Below are 19,300 nucleotides of genomic sequence, written 5' to 3' on the forward strand. Positions count from 1 at the left end.
CAAGTAGAAAAGAAATTTATAATGCAGCCATCAGCTATGTCAGATTTAACAGGCGAAATACTGGACATATACCGTTTACGGCCAATAATCAACCGTTTACCGACCGTAGTATTTATGCTAACTTGTCTAGATAAGTGATATGATAAAAATAGAAGCGCAAGAAGTCAGGGAAGCGGGCCCACCCGTCCTATTGCACGAGGTACACGCAAACGGCGCGTCTGCGGTCTCGAGTGAAGCCAAAACCGCAGTCGCTCCGAATGAAGAGAGGGGGATTCCCCGTCATGATGCAAAAGATACAACGTTTCGGCGGTGCAATGTACACGCCTGCAATTCTTTTCGCATTTTCCGGAATCGTCGTCGGCCTGGGTACGTTGTTTACCACCGAGGCGATCTTTGGCGAGATGGCCACTGCGGGCCATCTTTGGTTTGATTGCTGGAATGTGCTGCTCCAGGGTGGTTGGACGCTCTTTAACCAGATGCCGTTGCTGTTTTGCGTAGCGTTGCCAATCTCGCTCGCGAACAAGCAGAACGCTCGCTGCTGCATGGAGGCTTTGGCCATCTACCTTACCTTCAACTACTTTGTAAGCACAATCTTGGGGCAGTGGGGCCCTGTCTTTGGTGTCGACTATTCTGTCGAGGCGGGCAGCGGTACTGGTCTTGCCACTATCGCAAGCATCAAAACGCTTGACATGGGCATCATGGGCGCGCTTATTATCTCTGGTATCGCCACGATGCTGCATAACAAGTTCTTCGACACCGAACTTCCTGAGTGGCTGGGCGTGTTCTCGGGCTCTGTGTTCATCTATATGATCGGTTTCTTCGTTATGGTTCCGGTCGCTCTTATCGCCTGCCTGGTGTGGCCGCATGTTCAGGCTGCTATCTCCGCCTTCCAGGGATTCATCCTTTCCGCCGGTACGTTCGGCGTTGGCGTCTTTGCTTTCTTCGAGCGCGTGCTGATCCCTACAGGCCTGCACCACTTTATCTATACGCCGTTCTATTACGACAACGCGGCGGTCAACGGCGGCATCTTTGCTGCTTGGGCCAACATCCTGCCCCAACTGGCTGCCGATCCGAGCATTGCTCTTAAGGATGCCGCACCCTGGGCTGCCTATACCTGCCCTGGTTGGACTAAGGTCTTCGGCTCGCTTGGCGTTGCCATTGCGTTTTATATGACCGCCAAACCCGAGCGCAAGCAGCGCGTCAAGGCTCTGCTCATTCCCGTCACCCTTACCGCTATGCTTTGCGGTATTACCGAGCCGCTTGACTTCACCTTCCTGTTCATCGCGCCCGGCCTGTTCGTCGTCCACTGCGTGCTCGGAGCGCTTGGCTGCATGGCTCAAAACCTCCTTGGCGTCGTGGGTATCTTCGACGGCGGCATCATCTCGATGCTCTCGTGGGACTGGCTGCCCCTTTGGGCCGCACACGGTCTGCAGTACGCCATCTCCATCCTTGTCGGTCTGTGCTTTACCGCTCTTTGGGTTGTGGTCTTCCGTTTCCTGATCGTCAAGTTCGACTTTAAGACCCCCGGTCGCGAGGATGACGATGTTGAGGTCGAGCTCAAGTCCAAGGCCGACTACAAGCAAAAGCAGGGCGGTGCTGCTGCTGGCAAATCGGCCGCCCAGAGTAAAGATGATGAGCGCTTGGTGCTTGCCGAGAACATCCTCGATCTGCTCGGTGGCACGGATAACATCATCGATGTAACGAACTGCGCTACCCGTCTGCGCGTTAACGTCAAGGACAAGAGCGTCGTTGCACCCGAGGCTTCCTTCAAGGCGATCGGTACGCATGGCTTGGTGGTCCAAGGTCAGTCAATCCAGGTCATCGTCGGCCTTAGCGTCCCGCAGGTTCGCGAGAAGTTCGAGAGTCTTCTGAAGTTCGAGACTCTTCTGTAAACCATCGTCCATCGAAACAATCGGCCTTGCAGAGCCGGTATGCACCGCAAGGCCGATTCTAGAGATAAAAAACTCCACTTCTAGGTAACAATTCCAAACCGTGCAGGCCGCGTACGGGGATGGATTGAGCAAGCGGCCAGAATGAGGAGGACATCATGTCCAAGAAAAACTATGCCGTGACCATTGCCGGCGGTGGCTCTACCTTCACCCCGGGCATCGCTCTGATGCTGCTTGAGGAGCGCGACCGCTTTCCGGTCAACAAGGTGACCTTCTACGATAACAACGCCGAGCGCCAGGAGACCGTGGCCAAGGCCTGCGAGATCTACTTCCACGAGAACGCCCCCGAGGTTGAGTTTAGCTACACCACCGACCCCGAGACCGCATTCACCGGGACCGATTTCGTCCTTGCTCACATCCGCGTCGGCCTGTACGCCATGCGTGAGCTCGACGAGAAGATTCCTCTCAAGTACGGCTGCGTTGGCCAAGAGACCTGCGGTGCCGGCGGTATCGCCTACGGCATGCGCTCCATCGGTGGTGTCATCGAGATCCTCGACTACATGGAGAAGTACAGCCCCAACGCCTGGATGCTCAACTACTCCAACCCCGCGGCTATTGTCGCAGAGGCTTGCCGCGTGCTGCGCCCCAACAGCCGTATCATCAACATCTGCGACATGCCGATCGACCTCATGGATAAGATGAGCCGTATGTGCGGCATCAAGGATCGTCGCGAGCTGCAGTATAGCTACTACGGCCTCAACCACTTTGGTTGGTGGAGCAAGATCTACGACAAGGACGGCAACGACCTCATGCCGCAGATCAAGGAGCACATGGCAAAGAACGGCTACTTGGACGGCATTGAGCACGAGGCCGGTAAGGAGCAGCACGTCGAGGAGAGCTGGATTCACACCTTCGGCAAGGCCAAGGATGTCTATGCTGTCGATCCCGAGACGATTCCCAACACCTACCTCAAGTACTACCTGTACCCGGACTATGTTGTCGAGACGTCTGACCCCAACTACACTCGCGCCAATGAGGTTATGGACGGCCGCGAGAAGAAGGTCTTTGGCGCTTGCCGCGACATCATCGCCAAGGGTACTGCCAAGGACGGCGGCTTTGAGCCCGACGTACACGCCAACTACATCGTCGACCTTGCCTGCGCGCTGGCCGAGAACACGCTCGAGCGCTTCCTGCTGATCGTCCCCAACGATGGTGCTGTGCCCAACTTCGACCCGACGGCCATGGTCGAGGTGCCTTGCATCGTTGGCTCCAACGGCTTTGAGAAGATCTGCCAGGGCCCGATCCCGCAGTTCCAGAAGGGCCTGATGGAGCAGCAGGTTTCCGTCGAGAAGCTCGTTGTCCAGGCTTGGGTCGAGGGCAGCTATCAGAAGCTCTGGCAGGCGCTCACGCTCTCCAAGACCATTCCTTCGGCAAGCGTTGCCAAGCAGATCCTGGACGAGCTCATCGAGGCCAACAAGGATTTCTGGCCTGAGCTTAAGTAAGGACTGCTGTCTCGAACCCTCACGCATCTCTGCTTCATTTGCGCCGCCGTGGTGTCCGGATTCGCCCGGATGCTGCGGCGGCGCTATACTTATACGGTTTGAAGTACCTGTACCAAAAGGAGCTGTCGTGTCCCTTTCCATCGGTATCGTGGGCCTGCCCAACGTGGGCAAGTCGACGCTGTTCACCGCGCTTACCAAAAAGACCGGCCTTGCCGCCAACTACCCGTTTGCCACGATCGACCCCAATGTGGGTATCGTCGATGTGCCCGATAGCCGCCTGCAAAAGCTCGCCGACATCGTCAACCCCGGCCGCATTGTGCCGGCTACGGTCGAGTTCGTCGACATCGCTGGCCTGGTGAAGGGCGCCAACGAGGGCGAGGGCCTGGGCAACCAGTTCTTGGCAAACATCCGCGAGACCGACGCCATCTGCGAGGTCGTGCGCTACTTTAAGGACCCCAACGTCATGCGTGAGGTGGGCCGTGCGGGCGAGTTCGTCGATCCCGCCGGCGATGCCGACACCATCATGACCGAGCTCATCCTGGCCGACATGGGCACGCTCGAGAAGCAGCTGCCCAAGCTCGAGAAGGAGGCCAAGCGCGACAAGGAGCTCATGCCCAAGTTTGAGGTCGCCAAGCGCCTGCTTGCCTGGCTCAACGAAGGCAAGCGCGCCGCGTCCATGGAGATGACCGACGAGGAGCGTGCCGCCGCCAAGGGCCTGTTCCTGCTCACTATGAAGCCCATCCTGTATGTGGCCAACGTGGACGAGGATATGCTCAACGACGACCTGGCACCCATCGATGGCGTCAAGCCGCTGCCGATCTGCGCCAAGATCGAGGCCGAGCTTTCCGAGCTCGATCCCGAGGATGCGGCCGACTACCTGGAGAGCTTGGGCCTGGAGCAGCCCGGTCTGGACGTGCTCGCTCAGGCGGCCTACAAGCTGCTCGGCCTGCAGTCGTTCTTTACGGCCGGCGAGATGGAGGTCAAGGCCTGGACGGTTCGTCAGGGCGCGACCGCCCCGCAGGCCGCCGGCGTCATCCACACCGACTTTGAGCGCGGCTTTATTAAGGCCGAGGTCATTGGCTATGACGACTACATCGAGCTCGGCGGCGAGCAGGGCGCCAAGGCCGCCGGCAAGCTGCGTATTGAGGGCAAGGACTATGTCATGGCCGATGGCGACGTCGTGCACTTCCGCTTCAACGTGTAAGGACGACGCGCATGTTTAAATATGGCAAAAAAGCTGGCTACATGGGTATTGCGCTGCTCGTACTTGCGGTGATTCCGCTGGCGGTTGCAGCGTGTGTTATCCCCAACATTGGCCCCGAGGTGGCAACGAAGTTTAACGCCGCCGGTGAGGTGACGCGCTGGGGCAAGAGCTACGAGTTGCTGGCACTGCCGGTGCTCAACCTGCTGCTGAGCGTGGCGACGTACTTTACGGCAGGACGCCAGGCTAAAAACAATGACGACTCCGCCGCCATGGCGCGCATCGTGTGCGAGCGCTACCTGCGCAACGGCTGCATCACGGGTGTGTTCCTCAATGTGATCAACGTCTACTTTATGTATTCGGCGATTACCGGTATGGGCTTTGGCCTTGGTTTCTAGCTTGTCCTTTTAGGCAACGAGCCTGCACATATATTCAATGGCTGCTGCGAGGCCGCCGCTCGATCGTGGTTTAAAGACCATATCGGCGGCGGTCTCGTTTTCGTATCCGGCACCGCGAAGGGCGAGTGCGATGCCGGTTTCCAGGAGAAGGGGCAGACCGCGTTGGCTGGTTACGATTACGGCAGCCTGATTGAGCGAGCAGCTGTGCGCTTGGCATTGGATGGCAAGTTCACCTTGCGCCGGGCAAGGGACCAGAACAGCGGCGACGCGACTTGATAGCAATGCAAATGCTGTGCGCTCATCGGGCGAAAGGCATTCTGCTTCAACGACGACGAGCTTGGGCGGTGCGCTGTTTGTGCGAAGCGTGGCTCGGTACATGCGGACCGAAGAACCCGACATAGAAAACTCCTGTGTATTCGGCAAAACGTAAACTATAGTTTACGTTTATGTTCGGCTCCATTTCAAACTCGGCTGCATGGACGAACGTGCGAAACAGATTCTTGGCAGGCGGGTCGAAGAGACACGCAGGGACCTTGGTATCTCCAAGGTTGATTTTTGTGTGGCGACAGGAATCAGCCGACCCTACCTCGACCGAATCGAAGATGGGACGGCAAATTTCACGCTCAAGGTTCTATTTAAGATCGCGCCCGCACTCGGCATGACGGTGTCAGAGCTTCTCGAGGGTATTGAATAGGGCGTTCCTCCGCTGTATTTGACGCTCTTTGGACGGGTCCCCCTGGTTGCGATGTGCAAAATCGCGAGTATTCAGCACCTGTTCAGCCGTAGATGGTAGCTCGGACGGCTGGCTTTGCCTTTTTGACAGTAGATAATCCACACGCTAAATAAAAATGAGGAATAAATATTTACTAAACGGACCCTTCGTCCTAAAAGTTCGTCTAATAATCGGCCGATTCTATGCGTCCGGAGGAGAAATTGCAGAATACTCCGATTTTTGCACGGCCCGAGGGGGACCACCTGCCGTTTGGGGCTGCGATAAGCGGAACTGCCTTAGGGATTACGCCATCGGGATGCGGTCGTGGTTGACTTGGCTGTAGAACAGGCGCTGAATCTCGGCCGCATCACGTGACTGGCCGAGTGCCCACATGGTTTTGGCCACGAGCGTCTCGGTGGTCATGTCGTCGCCGCGCAAAATGCCCGGATGATCGGCGTAGGCACGGCCGACCTCATAAACACCCAGGTCAAGGCCCTCTTCGGGGACCTGCGTGGTCATAACGACAGTGCGACCCGAATCGACCCAGCGAAAAATCGCCTCCTGGAATGACTCGCCGGACTCGCCAAACTCGGGAATACCGCCAATGCCAAAGGTCTCCAGAATCACGGCGTCGTAGCTATCGGCAAGGGCGTTGAGGATACCTGGGTTTACGCCGGGCGTGAGCTTAAGGACAAACACGCGCGGGTCGATACTGTCGTAGAAACGAACTGGGCTCTCATTTTGGTGAGTGCCGTGGAGCCCGTTGCGCACAATACGGTCGTTGCGGATGTAGGCGATGGGCGGATAGTTCACACTAACGAACGCGTTAAAGCTCATGGTGCGCTGCTTGCGGGCGCGCGTGCCGGCAATGGCGACGCCGCCAAACACAATCGACACATCGTGCGAATGCTCGTCGAGCGCATAGAGCAGGCTCTGGTACAGGTTGAGTTTGGCATCAGTAAAAGGGTTGCCCATGGGCTTTTGCGAGCCGGTGAGCACGATGGGCTTGGGGCTGTCCTGAATCAGGTAGGAAAGCGCCGCCGCGGTGTAGCTCATGGTGTCGGTGCCGTGTAGAATCACGAAGCCGTCGTGGTCGGCATAACCCTCGACGATGACGTCGCGGATGCGCATCCAGTCGCCGGGACGCATGTTGGTGCTGTCGATGTTCATGGGCTGCACGACGTCGAGCTCGCAGAGCCCCGAGATCTCGGGGACGCTCTGGGCGAGCTCCTCACCGGTCAGGGCGGGGGAGAGGCCGTTGCCGTCCTCAGTCGATGCGATGGTGCCGCCCGTGGCGATGAGAAGGATGCGCTTCATGCTGGTATTCCTATCGTATTTGCCGCCGCAGAGGCGGAGCCGTTCGGCAGTATTGTGGCACAGGGCGTCCAATGTTCAAACGTATTACATCATCTGTAACGTCTGGTAACACTTCAATTGCCGTCAAATAGGGGCCCAGGTCGTGCGTTTGCCGTGCGCTGATGGCTGCGAGGGGCGAGAAACCCCATATAACGTGTACACTATGAAGGCTATTTTCGTTCATTCACGCGGGTGGGCACCGGCTCCCCGCCAACAAGAGGGGGAACCATGGATCAAAAGGCTTCCGCAAAGGTCCTCGTACTCGACTTTGGTGCGCAGTACGGTCAGCTCATTGCCCGTCGCGTCCGCGACCTCAACGTGTATTCCGAGATTGTCCCCTGCGACATCTCGGCCGACGAGATTCGCGAGATGAACGCCTCTGCGCTCATCCTTTCCGGCGGTCCGGCTTCCGTGTATGCCGAGGACGCTCCGTCTATCGATCCCGCCATCTTTGACCTGGGCCTTCCCGTCCTGGGCTTCTGCTACGGCCATCAGATCACGGCCGTGACGCTCGGCGGCAAGGTCGGCCACTCCGAGGTGGGCGAGTACGGCCGCGCCACCATCACGCGCACGGCCGGCGCCAAGCTCTTTAACTCCACGCCCATGGAGCAGACCGTGTGGATGAGCCACCGCGACGCCGTTTCCGAGGTGCCCGAGGGCTTTACCGTTACCGCCAGCACTGACGTGTGCCCGGTTGCTGCCATGGAGTGCGTCGAGCGCAAGATTTTCACCACGCAGTTCCACCCCGAGGTCAAGCACTCCGAGTACGGTCAGCAGCTGCTGAGCAACTTCCTGTTTGAGATCTGCGGCCTGGAGCCCAACTGGAGTATGGACAACCTGGTCGAGACCATGACGGCCGAGTTCCGCGAGAAGGTCGGCGACGACCGCGTGATTCTGGCCCTGTCCGGTGGCGTCGACTCCTCCGTCGTGGCTGCGCTGGGCGCTCGCGCCGTGGGCAAGCAGATGACCTGCGTGTTCATCAACCACGGTCTGCTGCGCAAGGGCGAGCCCGAGCAGGTGGAGGAGGTCTTCACCAAGCAGTTCGATGTCGACTTTATCCACGTCCACGCCGAGGACCGCTATGCCGAGCTTCTGGCCGGCGTGACCGAGCCCGAGGAGAAGCGCCGCATCATCGGTACGCAGTTCTGGAAAGAGTTCTTCGCCGTGGCGCAGCAGCTTGAGACCGATGGCAAGCCGGTCAAGTACCTGGCTCAGGGTACCATCTACCCCGACATCATCGAGTCCGGCGCTCGCAAGACGGGCGGCAAGACGGCCACCATCAAGAGCCACCACAACCTGATCCCGTTCCCCGAGGGCGTGCACTTCGACCTTATCGAGCCGCTCGACCACTTCTTTAAGGACGAGGTCCGCGCACTTGGTCTGGCGCTTGGCCTGCCGGGTCACATCGTGTTCCGTCAGCCTTTCCCGGGCCCGGGTCTGGCCATCCGCATCATCGGCGCGGTCGACAAGGAAAAGCTCGAGATCCTCAAGAACGCCGACGCCATCGTGCGCGAGGAGCTCGACGCCTACAACCAGCGCCTGTTTGAGCAGACCGGTGAGCGCAACTCCGAGCACAGCTGCTGGCAGTATTTTGCGGTCCTGCCCGACATTAAGTCCGTCGGCGTTATGGGCGACGAGCGCACCTATCAGCGCCCGATCATCCTGCGTGCCGTCGAGTCCAGCGATGCCATGACCGCCGACTGGGCCAAACTGCCCTACGACGTGCTGGCCCGCATCTCCGGCCGCATCGTTGCCGAGGTTCCCGGCGCCAACCGCGTGTGCTACGACATCACGTCCAAGCCGCCCGCGACGATCGAGTGGGAATAGTAATAGAACATTTGTTTGTGATTTTCATACGGTTTCTAGCGGTTCCAATGGCGACCGATGACGACATTTCAGAACGTCCGCACCTGCAAACCGCATGATTCCGAAATCAGATAGAAACTCACAAGGCTCCTCGAAAGAATCGAGGAGCCTTTTCGTTTCCGCAGGTAGACGCATGGTCGGTTGTCACCCCATGGCAAACGGGCATGGGTCGAACGAGCCTGAAACGACTCGAACGGAACCGAAGGGAACCGACGCGAACCGAAGAACCTGCAAGCCGACGAGAGGCAATGATGGCGGGAGGCTTGCAGGTGCCGCCGAAAATCGACGAAACTCAAACGAAACTCACCCGGAAAAACGAAACTCAAGAATGACGGATGCCCCTGGCGGAGAGCCTGGAAGTGTCATTCTCGCAAACTCACGAAGACGGTCGGATTTCGCTATTACTCCTCCCGAGTAGCAGCAGAGGGCTTGCGGGCCAAACTACCAATCCCTGGAAGTGGGCAAGCGCAACCCTTCGAGATCGTCCCTGAATTCTTCGAGCATGCGCTTGAGGATGGGAATCGCTTTCAGCTCGCGGGTGGCTTGGTCCTTCGCCTCCTGGGGATAGTCCTCGGGAAGTCGCTCTGCGCCGTACGGGTCGGGGGCCTCTGACATCTCCTCCTCGAATTCGGAATGACGTTCGCGAAGAAGGATCTCGAAGCCTTTACGTTCTTCCTCGTCTTGGAAGATGACGACGGTTTCGAGGAACCGCCTGCGCGCTATCCTGGCATCGCCGTAGTTCTCGTCGAAGAAGAACTCGTTCAGGTTCCAATCCAAAGAATCCCTTGTGTAGTAGCAATACATGAGATTGAAATCCAGGCTGCGCCGATTCCAGCGCACGAAGGAACGCGACGGGGCGGGCGCGAAATACCTGCCGCCGTCGAGGGCGATGCCGAGAGTGTCGAATATGCGAGTCTGGAAATAGCGGATCTCGATCATATACCAGCTCGGACTAGGGTCTGTCTGGTTCAGCATGTAGTACTCGTAGCCGTCCCGCTCGTCGTCCGAATAATGGCAGACGGTAAACTCCGGAGCGTACAGATAATACTTGTCCTCCGTGCCGACCACCTCGGAGAGAAACCTCCAATGCTCCTTGTCTTCGAGCATCACCTTCACCCTCGCAAGAGGAGATTCGTCGAGCGAGAAGTGATGGCGCCAGATGTCCTCCACTTCGTTCCACGACGCTCCTTCGTCTATGGGCGTGTTCGAGTCGACGCGTCGCGTGTGGACCATATGCGCGCGCACTTTCCCCGACCCTTTCGAGAGGGAATAAGGCATATCCTCCCGCCTGCTCACGACGCATAGGATGTCTATTGTTCCCCCGTCAAGCTCCATTGGCTCCACGACCGCGAAGGGAGGCTGACCGTTGTCCCATTTTGTCTTCGAGAGCATATCGACGATCATCTGGTTCGCCTTCCGTTCGGCATGATCATTGTTCTCGACATCGCACACCGAATAGCCCTCTTCCTCGTCTATGCCGATGAAGAGGTACGACACGTCGCTCTCGAGATTGTTGGCAAGGCATAGTATGTCGTGGATCAGCTCGGAATTGTCTTTGTGCCACTCCTTCTTGAAGTCCCAGTAGGCGCCTTCGCGCTTCAATGCGATGAGCTTCGGAGCCTCTTCTTGGATTCTTGATAGAAGGCTGCCGATAAGGCGCGCCCTCGAAATCCTCCTCGAATCGCCTAGCATCCGCCAATCCCCATCTTCCAGGACTCGTATTCCTCGGGGGTTATCTCTCCGCGGTCGAGCGCATCCACCTGGGATTCCCAGGCCTTGATGGCGGCGGCGAGCTTAGGCGCCTTCTCCGCGCCGGGCGCGACGGCGAGCCTGCCTCCGCCGACGGGCCTGAGCCCGAACTCCTCCTCGATCCTGAAGAGGAGCTCGAGGGCGTCCCTGACGGATTCAGCCTGGACGGGCATGAGGGCCTCGGGGGCGACCCCGAGGGCGCCTGCAATCGCATCCAAGGCGGAGCCCTTCAGCGCCCTCCTGCCCGCCTCGTAGTTTCTGATGGCCGCGTCGGTGCAGCCGGCCCTCTCAGCGAGCTGCCGTTGCGTCATCCCCCGCGACTCGCGCAATGCCCGTATGCGGCTTCCCGTCGTCATCTCTCCTCCTCTGATCGTTTTCCCCATGATACTAGAGAACAAAAACGTTCTCAATTTGTCTTGACCGAACATTTTCGTTCTGTTAGTGTCACGAATTACAGAACGTTTCTGTTCTGTTCATCGAACGAAGGAGGAAGATATGGAGCAGAATTCTAAGCCGGTGATCATGGGCGTCGAGGAGGTCATGCACGCCCTCGGCATCAGCAGGCCCTACGCCTACCGCATCATCAGGATGCTGAACTCCGAGATGGAGCAGAGAGGCTACACCACCATCAAAGGGAAGGTGAGCCGAAAGTATTTCTACGAGCGCTTCCACTGCGGAGACGCCGCCCCCAGACAAGAGGCCCGCTGATGCCCGCCTACATGAACGGGAAGACGGGCTCCTGGTACGTCCAGTGCTACTACAGCGACATCGACGGCAACCGCAAGCACAAGGTGAAACGGGGGTTCGCGACCAAGGGCGATGCCTTGGCGTGGGAGGCTGATTTCCTGGCCTCTGCCGACGGGTCCATGTCGATGCCCTTCGAGGCGTTCGTGAAGAGGTACTCCGAAGACGTGAGGCCAAGGCTCAAGCTCAACACCTGGCTCACCAAGGAGCACATCATCCGCACGAAGATAGTGCCGTTCTTCGGGCCGAAGAGGATGTGCGACATCACCCCCAAAGACGTGGTTGACTGGCAGAACAGGATGGTGGGCTCGTACGACGACGAGGGGAAGCCGTACAGCGGCACCTACCTGAGAACCATAAACAACCAGCTGAGCGCCATCTTCAACCACGCGGTCAAGTACTACGGCCTGGGAAAGAGCCCCGCCACCCCGACAATCAAGATCGGCGAGCGGAAAGGCGCAGAGATGAGGTTCTGGACGAAGGAGCAGTACCTCGCGTTCAGCGAGGAGGTGATGGACAAGCCAGCCAGCTTCTACGCGTTCGAGATCCTGTACTGGTGCGGCTTGAGGGTCGGCGAGCTCCTCGCCCTCGAACCGAACGACATCGACCTTGGAAAGTGCCTCATCCACGTCACCAAGAGCTACCAGCGGATTCGGAGGAGGGACGTCATCACCTCCCCCAAGACGCCCAAATCGAAGAGGGATGTGGTCATGCCGGAGTTCCTCGCGGACGAGCTCGCCGATTTCCTCGGATCCATCCCTGAGGAGCGGCGCGCCTGCCGCATCTTCTGCTTCACCAAAAGCTACCTGCACCACGAGATGAAGCGCGGCTGCGCCGCATGCGGGCTCGAGCCCATCCGGATCCACGACCTTCGCCACAGCCACGTCTCGCTCCTCATAGAGATGGGGTTCAGCGCGATCGCCATAGCGGACCGGCTGGGGCACGAGACCTACGAGATGACGCTTCGCTACGCCCACCTCTTCCCCAGCAAGCAGTCGGACATGGCAGCGGCGCTCGACCAGGGAAGGAGGCCCTGATGTCCAGGCCGATCGTCGACTACAAAGGGCGCCGGCGCAGCAAGACGATAGCGTTCCGGGTCTCGCCGGAGGAGGACGAGGTGATAAACGCCCTCGTCGCGGCAAGCGGCATGACCAAGCAGGACTACATAACCTCCAGGCTCGAGTGCCGCGACATAAACGTCAGCCCGAACGTGAGGGTCTATAGGATGCTGCGCGACCAGATGAAATCCGTCTACGTCGAGCTCAGGAGGCTCAGGAGCGCCGACGGCATCGACGAGCGCCTCATCGAGCTCATGCAGGTGCTGACGCGCGTGTTCGTCGACCTCGGCGCCGACGAGCTCGGGGCGGTCGGGGACGACGTGGCGCAGCAGGACGCGGCGGTTCTCAGGATGGCGAGGGGCTAGCTCCGCCGGGCGGCCCGGCAAGGGCTTCCCCCGAGCAGCCGACCCTCAGACAGCCTCCTGGGGGCATTCGCGGCACGGCGGGCTCCGTTCGATCGGATCGCCTTGCCTCCTCCTTGGGCATCAAAGGCTCGCACAGCCGCCCGATGCGCCCCGCAAGGGTCGCGATGCTTTTCCGATTTCTTTTGCCGCCCGAGAGAAAAGGCGAAAGCGGCAAAACAAAGCGCCCTCCGGGCTTCGGAAAACCAACGGCCCGATGGGGCGAGGAACGCGCCTTCGCTTCCTCCCTTGCGGGGCGCGGCAGGCGGTGCGGCCCCGATGCCACAAGGCGGGGCAAGGGGCTCCGCCCCAACCGAACGGAGGTCACCATGAACACCAATCCCACTCTCCAGGACAGGGCGGTCGAGGCGGCGGCCCGCTTCCTCGAGGTCCGCGGCTACGAGACGCTCGCGACCGGGTGGAAGTCGCCCGAGACGAGAGGAACCATCGACCTGGTCGCACGCGACCCCGAGTCCGACGACCTCGTGTTCGTCGACGTCTCCGCGCGCCCGAACTCCGGCGCCGGCTTCGGCGACGGGAGGAACGATCGCGAGACGATGGAGCTGCTCGCGGTCTCCTGGCTCGTCGAGAACGACTTCGCCGAATCGGTCGGCGTGAGGTTCGACAAGATCAGCATGATTGTCGTCGGAGAGGACCGCGCGCTGCTCAGGCACCACATCAACGCCTTCGGCGAGGCCTAGGACCTCCGGCCCGCCTGGGCAGGCCCCCTCCGGACGGAGGGGGCCGTTTGCAGGCGGCTCGCCCCATGGCGAACCGCCACCCCATGGCGAACGGTCAGTATTAACAGAACGTTTCCGTTCTGTATACTCGGGGTAAACGCCATCGACGATCGCAGAGAGGACGGAGGAAGCATGAGGACGCTCGCGATATCGAACTACAAGGGCGGGGTCGGAAAGACCACCACTGCAGTCAACCTCGCCACCATCTACGCCAGGCGGGGCCTGAGGACGCTCCTGATAGACCTGGACCCGCAGGCGTCGGCCACGGACTTCTTCGGGCTCTACGACCGCGCCGCGGCCGAGCGTCGGGGAGCCGTCGAGCTCCTCTACGGGAACGCGCCCGTCGGCGACGTTGCCTTCGAAACCGAGGCCGATGGGCTCTCCGTCGTGCCCTCGACCATAGAACTCGTCGACCAGAACGAGCTGCTCCTGCGCGAGCAGCGCCTTCGCTTCGCGCTCGACGACTGCGCGGGCGACTACGACGTCTGCATCGTGGACTGCAGCCCCACGATGAAGCGCCTCGCCTTCAACGCCTACCTAGCCGCTGCGGGCGACGGCATGGTGATCGTGCCGGTGAAGCTCGACTCCACCGTCATGCGCGGCACCGCCCTCACGGTCAGCGCCATCGAGTCCATCTCCGACGCGCTGCGCGTGCCCACGCCCGCATGGCGCATCCTGCGCACGTGCGTGCCCGGGCTCATGACCAACGCGGAGGCCACCGGGGCCGACGTGCTCGACGCGTACTTCCCCGACAACCAGTTCGCCACCGTCATCCACGCGAGCTCGAAGGTCTGCGAGGGAAGCTGGCAGTGGCAGCCCGTCGCGGCCTTCAAGCCGAACAGCCGGCCCGCCAAGGACTACGAGGCGCTCGCCGAGGAGGTGCTCCATGGCTAAACCCACGACATCGGGGTTCACCATCTCCGGGCTGCTCGACAGGAGCGCATCGACCCGCAACGACTACCCCGTCGAGAGGATCCCCATCGAAGAGATAGCCGATCACCCCGCCAACGCCGCCTACTCGATGGACGAGGCCGGCATCGCGCAGCTCGCGAAGAGCATCGAGGAGGAGGGGCTCACCGACCTGCCGCTCGTGCGCAAGCTCGACGACGGCGGCTGGCAGATGGTGAGCGGGCACCGCCGAAAGGCGGCCTACGCACTCCTCGCGAAAGAAGATGAGAAATACGCCCAGATCCCCTGCCGCGTCATCCGGGGCATCACCGACGAGCAGTCGGTCATGCTGCTGCACGCCGCCAACTACTTCGTGCGCAGCCTCACCGTGACCGAGCGCGCGGCGGCGAGCCGTGCGCTCGGCGTGGAGGTCGAGCGCATGCGCGCCGAGAACCCCGAGCTTTCCGGCGTGCGCACCGAGGACATCAAGGCGGCGATCATATCCGAGCAGACCGGACGCAAGGTATCGGGCAAGACCATCCAGCGCCAGGAGTCGCTCGCGCGCAAGATCGAGGAGAGGCTCACGCCCCAGTGGCGCGAGGCCGCGCTCGCGGACGCGCTCTCGGCGGACGCCGTGGGGATCCTCGCCGATCTGGATTCCGATGCGCAGGACCGGCTCCATGCGACATGGCGGGCGCAGCCCCTGGGCAAGAAGGAGACGACCGAGTTCCTCAAGAAGTCGACCGCCGAGCCCGCCGCCGAAGAAGACGTGAAGGGCCCCGCGCCCAAGCCCGCGGCGGCGCTCGCAAGCGCCCTTCGCGCGCTCAGGCGCTACGAGTCGAAGGCGGAAAACCCGCCGAGCGGGCTGGACAGGCAGGTGCTCGAGAAGATCTCGAGAACGGCCAGCAGGCTCCTTGGACGCATTTAGTCCCATGCAGGCGCCCGAAGGGGCTCCTGCACCGTTTCCAGCAAGTAGCCTATCTCGTATACACGAGATAGATGGCGGCCTGGGCGCACGGCGCACCCCGCCCCGGAGCCCAGAGCCCGAAGCGGAGGCGACGCCGCCGGGCGCGCGAAGCTGCCGCAAGCTCCCCGGCCCGCGCCATGCGGGGGATGCCCCGCGCCCCTGGAAAGAGCGCCGCCCGAGCCTCCACCGCATCGGGGCGGCGGAGGATGCGAAGGATGGAGAAGATGACGAAGGTCTTGAGATACGACAACGTGCTGACCGCCCGCGTGAGCGACGCGGACTTCCGCGCGGTCTGTGAGCGCGCCGACGAGGAGGGGCTCACCCGCTCCGAGTACCTGCGCTACGTCGCCCGCATGGTCGCGGACGATGCCGAGAACGCGAAGCGCGGAGGCGTGCTGCTCGACGGACTCTCAATGCGCAGGCTCTCCCGCGAGCTCGTCAGGTGGGGGCACCACTACAACCAGGGCGTGCACGCCCTCAACTCCATCAAGTTCGCGCTGGACCACGGAAGGGGCGACCTGGAGTGGGTGTCCAGCAAGCTCGACGAGTGCGCGCTTCTGCTCGCGCAGGTCGACGAGGGTCGCTGCGAGATGGCGGGCGAGCTTGCCTCGCTCGAAGGCCGTGCCATAGTGGGCGGAGACTAGCATGCCGCTGCTGAAGCCCATAGCCGGCCACACGGGATGCGCCGGCATAAAGCACTACCTCGAGAAGGGAGGGCGCGCCCTCGGGATCATGGTCATGAACTTCGCATGGCAGGAGGAGCGCGCCTTCGAGGACGTCTCGGCCGCCCCGGCCGGGTTCGACTGGGCGGACTCGATGGACGCGACGAGGCGCGCCTGCGGCAACGACACCCCGTATCGGGGCAAGCCGGCGAGGACCTTCAAGCATTTCGTCATGTCGCCCGATCCTCAAGACGGCTTGACCGCAGACCAGGTGGCGGAGCTCGCGAGCGCCTGGGCGCTCAGGCACTTCGCCGACTTCGAGGCGGCGATTGTCCTGCACGACGACAACGAGCGCAGGATCCCCCACGCCCACATCGTCGTCAACAACACCAACCTCGCCACCGAACGCAGGCTGCAGACCCCCGACCCGCTGGAGCTCAACCGCAGCCTTCAGGATCTCGCAGAGGAACGCGGATATCGCTTCATGCGCAACGACACCGTGAGGGAGGAGGACGAGGGGCAGACGCGCAAGGCGACGCCCGCGACGCTGCAGAGCGTATACATGCGGCGCGCCGAGCGGGAGATCCAGAAAGAGGGTGGCTACTCGTGGGTCGCAGACATCCGCAACCGGGTCACGGTGGCCAAGGCGCTCGCCCGCAACGAGGACGAGTTCATGGCCGTGCTCGAGGCGCTCGAAGTGGATGTTTCGCAGAACTCGGAGAAGTCGTGGCGACGTGACTGGATCTACTCGCTTTCAGACCACCCCACCTGGCGCATCGGAGGCGAGAAGCTGGGGCTCTCCTTCGGCCAGGAGGCGCTCAGGCGGCGCTTCGACAGGATCGCCGCCTGGCACCCAGCCCCGGCGGCATCCCGACGGATACTCTCCGAAGCCGAAAGCGCCATCGAGCTGAACGACCTGTCGGAGCTGGAACGTCTCGCCGGCGCGATAGAGGCGTTCATGTCCGCGAACGCGCACAGCCTGGCAGACCTCGACAGGAGGATCGAAAGGCTCGAAGGCCGCGCCGACGGCGATTCCGCCGAACGGGCGGAAGCGCTGCGCGAGGTGCGCGCATACGCGGCGGCGAACAGGCTCCTGCCCGAAACCGCGCAGACAAGGCGGCAAAGGCAGCCGCAGGGCGAGGAAGCGCCCGTCAGGCGCGGCGACGCGAAACCGCGTAGCCGCGAGACGCAGGCACAGCAGGAACGGCGGCGAGAAAGGAGGGAGCTCCGATGAGGGTGGAGGTCGCCTACCGCGGGCGCATCGAGGCGTTCGACACCGACCGTTTCACCGAGGCGCAGCCGTTCTCGGGCAAGAGCATGCTCGCCGATCTCACGCTCGACTACGCAGACGTCGAGAAGAAGGGCCTCTGGCTCACGGCGCACTGCTACGCCGCGAACGAGGCCTACCGGACAGACGGCGGAGAGGCCCCCGAGGCGAGGCGCGAGAAGGGCTGGAGGTTCCAGCTCGCCACCCCGAGAGAGGCCGCCGGAATCGAGAGCGTCACCCTGGACGGCTCGACGGTGCTCGCGAGGCTCTTCGGCGAGCTCGTGGACGTCGCCAGGGTAGATCGCGCTTGCGCCCTCTTCGTCGGGCCCGGAGGGTCGCTCGCCAGCCGCATCGTGAGGCTGAGCGGCTACCTGGCGAACGACGACGAGAGGCTGGCGGCAAGCCAGGCGCTCATGGCGGAGGCGGTCGGCGTCACTCCGCTTACACTCGAAAGGGCGGTCGAGGCCGAAGCGGCACAGGAGGTGCCAGCAGACGACATGGAAGACGATTGGATGGAAGGATTCGGAAATGATTAAAGCGGTGTTCAGGGGAATCGGGGCGTTCGTCCGCTGGATGTTCAAGGCGGTGTTCCGGTTCATGTAGGCAAGGCGCACCTTCCAATCGCCGTTTCACGCGCAATTGCATGCGAAAAGAAGGATAATTGAGAAACGGCGCGCATTCCGTCCCTCGAGACCGATCCCTATCCAAGCACGAAAGATCGAAGCTATGAACGAAATCGCAGAAGATAATAAAAGAAAGCCCAAGCTCACCGTCGAGGAGCAGATAGAGCACCTGAAGTCCAAGGGCGTGACCTTCGAGCTGTGCGACGAGGGAGAGGCCTCTCGCATCCTCTCCGAGCAGGACCACTACTTCCGCCTCGCGGCGTACCGCGTGCTCTTTCCCAAACGGGTGGGCGGCAAGCACGACGGCGAGTATGCCGAGCTCGACTTCGGGCAACTGGTCGACCTCGCGGGGATAGACCAGGAACTGCGCAGGTTCCTGCTGCCGCTCACACTCGACGTGGAGAACGCCGCCAAGACAAAACTCGTCGAGAAAATAACCGACAATCGCAACGAGGACGGCTACTCCGTCCTCGCCGACTACCTCACGCACCTCAACCACGCCGAGCGCAACAGGCGCGAAGGCGAGATCTCGCGCTTGGAGAACGACGCCTACCTCGGACCGCTCGTCGAGCGCTATCCGCTAGACGAGATGCCGGCATGGGTGTTCCTGGAGCTGTCGTCGTTCGGCGCGTTTGCCAGCTTCTACCTCTTCTGCGCAAACCGATGGGGCGATACGGAAATGAGAGATGACCATTACCTTCTCAGGCGAGCGAATTCGCTCAGGAACGCCGCTGCCCATTCGAGCGCCATCATCAACGGCTTGGGTATCTCCTCGGCCACGTCGACGAGATACCCCGCATCGGTCGCGAAAGCGCTCGGCGACGCAGGTGTCTCGAAGCGCCTGAGACGATCCAAGATGCGCAATCCGCGAGTGCTCCAGACGACGGTGCTCGCCTATGCCTGCAACCGTTTCGTCACCCGAGAAAGGCAGGCGAGAGCATACGACGGATTCCTGGCATTTAGGCAACGTGCAGAGGAGAACTCGGATTGGTACAGGGGGAACACGACTATCATCTCGGCATACGACTTTCTGTCAAAGGTCTTCCAGGCATGGCTGAGCCAACGGTGATACTGGTAAATCCTATATGCTCGATTTGACAAACGGGCCGCAATCACGATAATTATAGCCAGACAGAAACCTTCGGGTTTGCGGGGCGGGATCGCGAAAGCGTTTCTGCCCTATTTTTTTGGGGTATGTAAATATACTGGTTGAGTTCGTTAAATCAGTGGTTGGTGATACCACTTACCAGATTTGTTGAACAATTGGTTGGCCATTA

Annotated in this window: 19 protein-coding genes; 15 read left to right on the top strand and 4 right to left on the bottom strand. The window is 61.1% G+C overall.

What is annotated here, in order from left to right; translation table 11 throughout:
* The first annotated feature begins 284 nt into the window (after positions 1–284).
* From AAAX75_RS01385 to AAAX75_RS01400, 4 genes are all read left to right on the top strand, one after another.
* Complete coding sequence (locus AAAX75_RS01385; RefSeq protein WP_347478149.1) at positions 285–1,892, top strand: alpha-glucoside-specific PTS transporter subunit IIBC; 1,608 nt, start codon at positions 285–287, stop codon at positions 1,890–1,892.
* Positions 1,893–2,047: 155 nt separating this feature from the next.
* A complete protein-coding gene (locus AAAX75_RS01390; RefSeq protein WP_117848085.1) occupies positions 2,048–3,391 on the top strand; it encodes a 6-phospho-alpha-glucosidase in 1,344 nt (447 codons plus the stop codon).
* A gap of 127 nt (positions 3,392–3,518) precedes the next feature.
* On the top strand, positions 3,519–4,595 hold the full coding sequence (gene ychF, locus AAAX75_RS01395; RefSeq protein WP_349090852.1) for a redox-regulated ATPase YchF: 1,077 nt from the start codon (positions 3,519–3,521) through the stop codon (positions 4,593–4,595).
* Positions 4,596–4,606: 11 nt separating this feature from the next.
* A complete protein-coding gene (locus tag AAAX75_RS01400; RefSeq protein WP_349090853.1) occupies positions 4,607–4,990 on the top strand; it encodes a DUF1648 domain-containing protein in 384 nt (127 codons plus the stop codon).
* Positions 4,991–4,999: 9 nt separating this feature from the next.
* Here the strand turns inward: AAAX75_RS01400 and AAAX75_RS01405 are convergent, their stop codons facing one another.
* Both AAAX75_RS01405 and AAAX75_RS01410 read right to left on the bottom strand, forming a co-directional pair.
* Positions 5,000–5,389 (bottom strand): hypothetical protein, encoded by a 390-nt coding sequence (locus tag AAAX75_RS01405; RefSeq protein ID WP_349090854.1) that lies wholly within the window; start codon positions 5,387–5,389, stop codon positions 5,000–5,002.
* A 616-nt stretch (positions 5,390–6,005) separates the two neighbouring features.
* The gene (locus AAAX75_RS01410) at positions 6,006–7,019 is read right to left on the bottom strand and encodes an asparaginase (protein WP_349090855.1); all 1,014 of its coding nucleotides are present in this window, start codon (positions 7,017–7,019) and stop codon (positions 6,006–6,008) included.
* A gap of 267 nt (positions 7,020–7,286) precedes the next feature.
* Here AAAX75_RS01410 and guaA point away from each other — a divergent pair, with 267 nt between their 5' ends.
* Positions 7,287–8,885: a glutamine-hydrolyzing GMP synthase gene (guaA, locus tag AAAX75_RS01415; RefSeq protein ID WP_035136929.1), complete on the top strand. Its 1,599-nt coding sequence runs from the start codon at positions 7,287–7,289 to the stop codon at positions 8,883–8,885.
* A 480-nt stretch (positions 8,886–9,365) separates the two neighbouring features.
* On the opposite strand, the gene AAAX75_RS01420 is transcribed toward guaA, so the two are convergent.
* Positions 9,366–10,616 (bottom strand): RNA-binding domain-containing protein, encoded by a 1,251-nt coding sequence (locus AAAX75_RS01420; RefSeq protein ID WP_015760622.1) that lies wholly within the window; start codon positions 10,614–10,616, stop codon positions 9,366–9,368.
* Positions 10,610–11,029: a helix-turn-helix transcriptional regulator gene (locus AAAX75_RS01425; protein ID WP_015760621.1), complete on the bottom strand. Its 420-nt coding sequence runs from the start codon at positions 11,027–11,029 to the stop codon at positions 10,610–10,612. The genes AAAX75_RS01420 and AAAX75_RS01425 overlap by 7 nt, the downstream gene beginning before the upstream one ends.
* Positions 11,030–11,168: 139 nt before the next feature.
* Here AAAX75_RS01425 and AAAX75_RS01430 point away from each other — a divergent pair, with 139 nt between their 5' ends.
* From AAAX75_RS01430 to AAAX75_RS01475, 10 genes are all read left to right on the top strand, one after another.
* On the top strand, positions 11,169–11,381 hold the full coding sequence (locus tag AAAX75_RS01430) for a hypothetical protein (protein ID WP_015760620.1): 213 nt from the start codon (positions 11,169–11,171) through the stop codon (positions 11,379–11,381).
* Positions 11,381–12,454 carry a site-specific integrase gene (locus tag AAAX75_RS01435; protein WP_015760619.1) on the top strand — a complete coding sequence of 358 codons (1,074 nt, stop codon included), beginning with the start codon at positions 11,381–11,383 and terminating at the stop codon, positions 12,452–12,454. Before AAAX75_RS01430 ends, AAAX75_RS01435 begins: the two co-directional genes overlap by 1 nt.
* Positions 12,454–12,840 (top strand): hypothetical protein, encoded by a 387-nt coding sequence (locus AAAX75_RS01440; RefSeq protein WP_015760618.1) that lies wholly within the window; start codon positions 12,454–12,456, stop codon positions 12,838–12,840. Before AAAX75_RS01435 ends, AAAX75_RS01440 begins: the two co-directional genes overlap by 1 nt.
* Positions 12,841–13,205: 365 nt before the next feature.
* Positions 13,206–13,577 carry a YraN family protein gene (locus AAAX75_RS01445; RefSeq protein ID WP_015760617.1) on the top strand — a complete coding sequence of 124 codons (372 nt, stop codon included), beginning with the start codon at positions 13,206–13,208 and terminating at the stop codon, positions 13,575–13,577.
* Between the two features lie 171 nt (positions 13,578–13,748).
* Positions 13,749–14,510 carry a ParA family protein gene (locus tag AAAX75_RS01450; RefSeq protein ID WP_015760616.1) on the top strand — a complete coding sequence of 254 codons (762 nt, stop codon included), beginning with the start codon at positions 13,749–13,751 and terminating at the stop codon, positions 14,508–14,510.
* Complete coding sequence (locus tag AAAX75_RS01455) at positions 14,503–15,432, top strand: ParB N-terminal domain-containing protein (RefSeq protein WP_015760615.1); 930 nt, start codon at positions 14,503–14,505, stop codon at positions 15,430–15,432. Before AAAX75_RS01450 ends, AAAX75_RS01455 begins: the two co-directional genes overlap by 8 nt.
* 254 nt (positions 15,433–15,686) lie before the next feature.
* A complete protein-coding gene (locus tag AAAX75_RS01460) occupies positions 15,687–16,115 on the top strand; it encodes a DNA-binding protein (protein WP_013978953.1) in 429 nt (142 codons plus the stop codon).
* A gap of 1 nt (position 16,116) precedes the next feature.
* A complete protein-coding gene (locus AAAX75_RS01465) occupies positions 16,117–17,367 on the top strand; it encodes a relaxase/mobilization nuclease domain-containing protein (RefSeq protein ID WP_013978954.1) in 1,251 nt (416 codons plus the stop codon).
* The gene (locus AAAX75_RS01470) at positions 17,364–17,936 is read left to right on the top strand and encodes a hypothetical protein (protein WP_013978955.1); all 573 of its coding nucleotides are present in this window, start codon (positions 17,364–17,366) and stop codon (positions 17,934–17,936) included. Before AAAX75_RS01465 ends, AAAX75_RS01470 begins: the two co-directional genes overlap by 4 nt.
* A 190-nt stretch (positions 17,937–18,126) precedes the next feature.
* Complete coding sequence (locus tag AAAX75_RS01475; RefSeq protein WP_015760614.1) at positions 18,127–19,092, top strand: Abi family protein; 966 nt, start codon at positions 18,127–18,129, stop codon at positions 19,090–19,092.
* The last annotated feature ends 208 nt before the right edge of the window (positions 19,093–19,300 follow it).

It is taken from the genome of Collinsella sp. CLA-ER-H7 (assembly GCF_040092345.1).
Classification (GTDB): Bacteria; Actinomycetota; Coriobacteriia; order Coriobacteriales; family Coriobacteriaceae; genus Collinsella.

Bases quoted from the DNA above. Each gene is read 5' to 3' on its own strand.
- AAAX75_RS01385 (WP_347478149.1), top strand. From the start codon at position 285: ATGCAAAAGATACAACGTTTCGGCGGTGCAATGTACACGCCTGCAATT.
- AAAX75_RS01390 (WP_117848085.1), top strand. From the start codon at position 2,048: ATGTCCAAGAAAAACTATGCCGTGACCATTGCCGGCGGTGGCTCTACC.
- AAAX75_RS01400 (WP_349090853.1), top strand. From the start codon at position 4,607: ATGTTTAAATATGGCAAAAAAGCTGGCTACATGGGTATTGCGCTGCTC.
- AAAX75_RS01405 (WP_349090854.1), bottom strand. From the start codon at position 5,389: ATGTCGGGTTCTTCGGTCCGCATGTACCGAGCCACGCTTCGCACAAAC.
- AAAX75_RS01410 (WP_349090855.1), bottom strand. From the start codon at position 7,019: ATGAAGCGCATCCTTCTCATCGCCACGGGCGGCACCATCGCATCGACT.
- guaA (WP_035136929.1), top strand. From the start codon at position 7,287: ATGGATCAAAAGGCTTCCGCAAAGGTCCTCGTACTCGACTTTGGTGCG.
- AAAX75_RS01420 (WP_015760622.1), bottom strand. From the start codon at position 10,616: ATGCTAGGCGATTCGAGGAGGATTTCGAGGGCGCGCCTTATCGGCAGC.
- AAAX75_RS01425 (WP_015760621.1), bottom strand. From the start codon at position 11,029: ATGACGACGGGAAGCCGCATACGGGCATTGCGCGAGTCGCGGGGGATG.
- AAAX75_RS01430 (WP_015760620.1), top strand. From the start codon at position 11,169: ATGGAGCAGAATTCTAAGCCGGTGATCATGGGCGTCGAGGAGGTCATG.
- AAAX75_RS01435 (WP_015760619.1), top strand. From the start codon at position 11,381: ATGCCCGCCTACATGAACGGGAAGACGGGCTCCTGGTACGTCCAGTGC.
- AAAX75_RS01440 (WP_015760618.1), top strand. From the start codon at position 12,454: ATGTCCAGGCCGATCGTCGACTACAAAGGGCGCCGGCGCAGCAAGACG.
- AAAX75_RS01445 (WP_015760617.1), top strand. From the start codon at position 13,206: ATGAACACCAATCCCACTCTCCAGGACAGGGCGGTCGAGGCGGCGGCC.
- AAAX75_RS01450 (WP_015760616.1), top strand. From the start codon at position 13,749: ATGAGGACGCTCGCGATATCGAACTACAAGGGCGGGGTCGGAAAGACC.
- AAAX75_RS01455 (WP_015760615.1), top strand. From the start codon at position 14,503: ATGGCTAAACCCACGACATCGGGGTTCACCATCTCCGGGCTGCTCGAC.
- AAAX75_RS01460 (WP_013978953.1), top strand. From the start codon at position 15,687: ATGGAGAAGATGACGAAGGTCTTGAGATACGACAACGTGCTGACCGCC.
- AAAX75_RS01465 (WP_013978954.1), top strand. From the start codon at position 16,117: ATGCCGCTGCTGAAGCCCATAGCCGGCCACACGGGATGCGCCGGCATA.
- AAAX75_RS01470 (WP_013978955.1), top strand. From the start codon at position 17,364: ATGAGGGTGGAGGTCGCCTACCGCGGGCGCATCGAGGCGTTCGACACC.
- AAAX75_RS01475 (WP_015760614.1), top strand. From the start codon at position 18,127: ATGAACGAAATCGCAGAAGATAATAAAAGAAAGCCCAAGCTCACCGTC.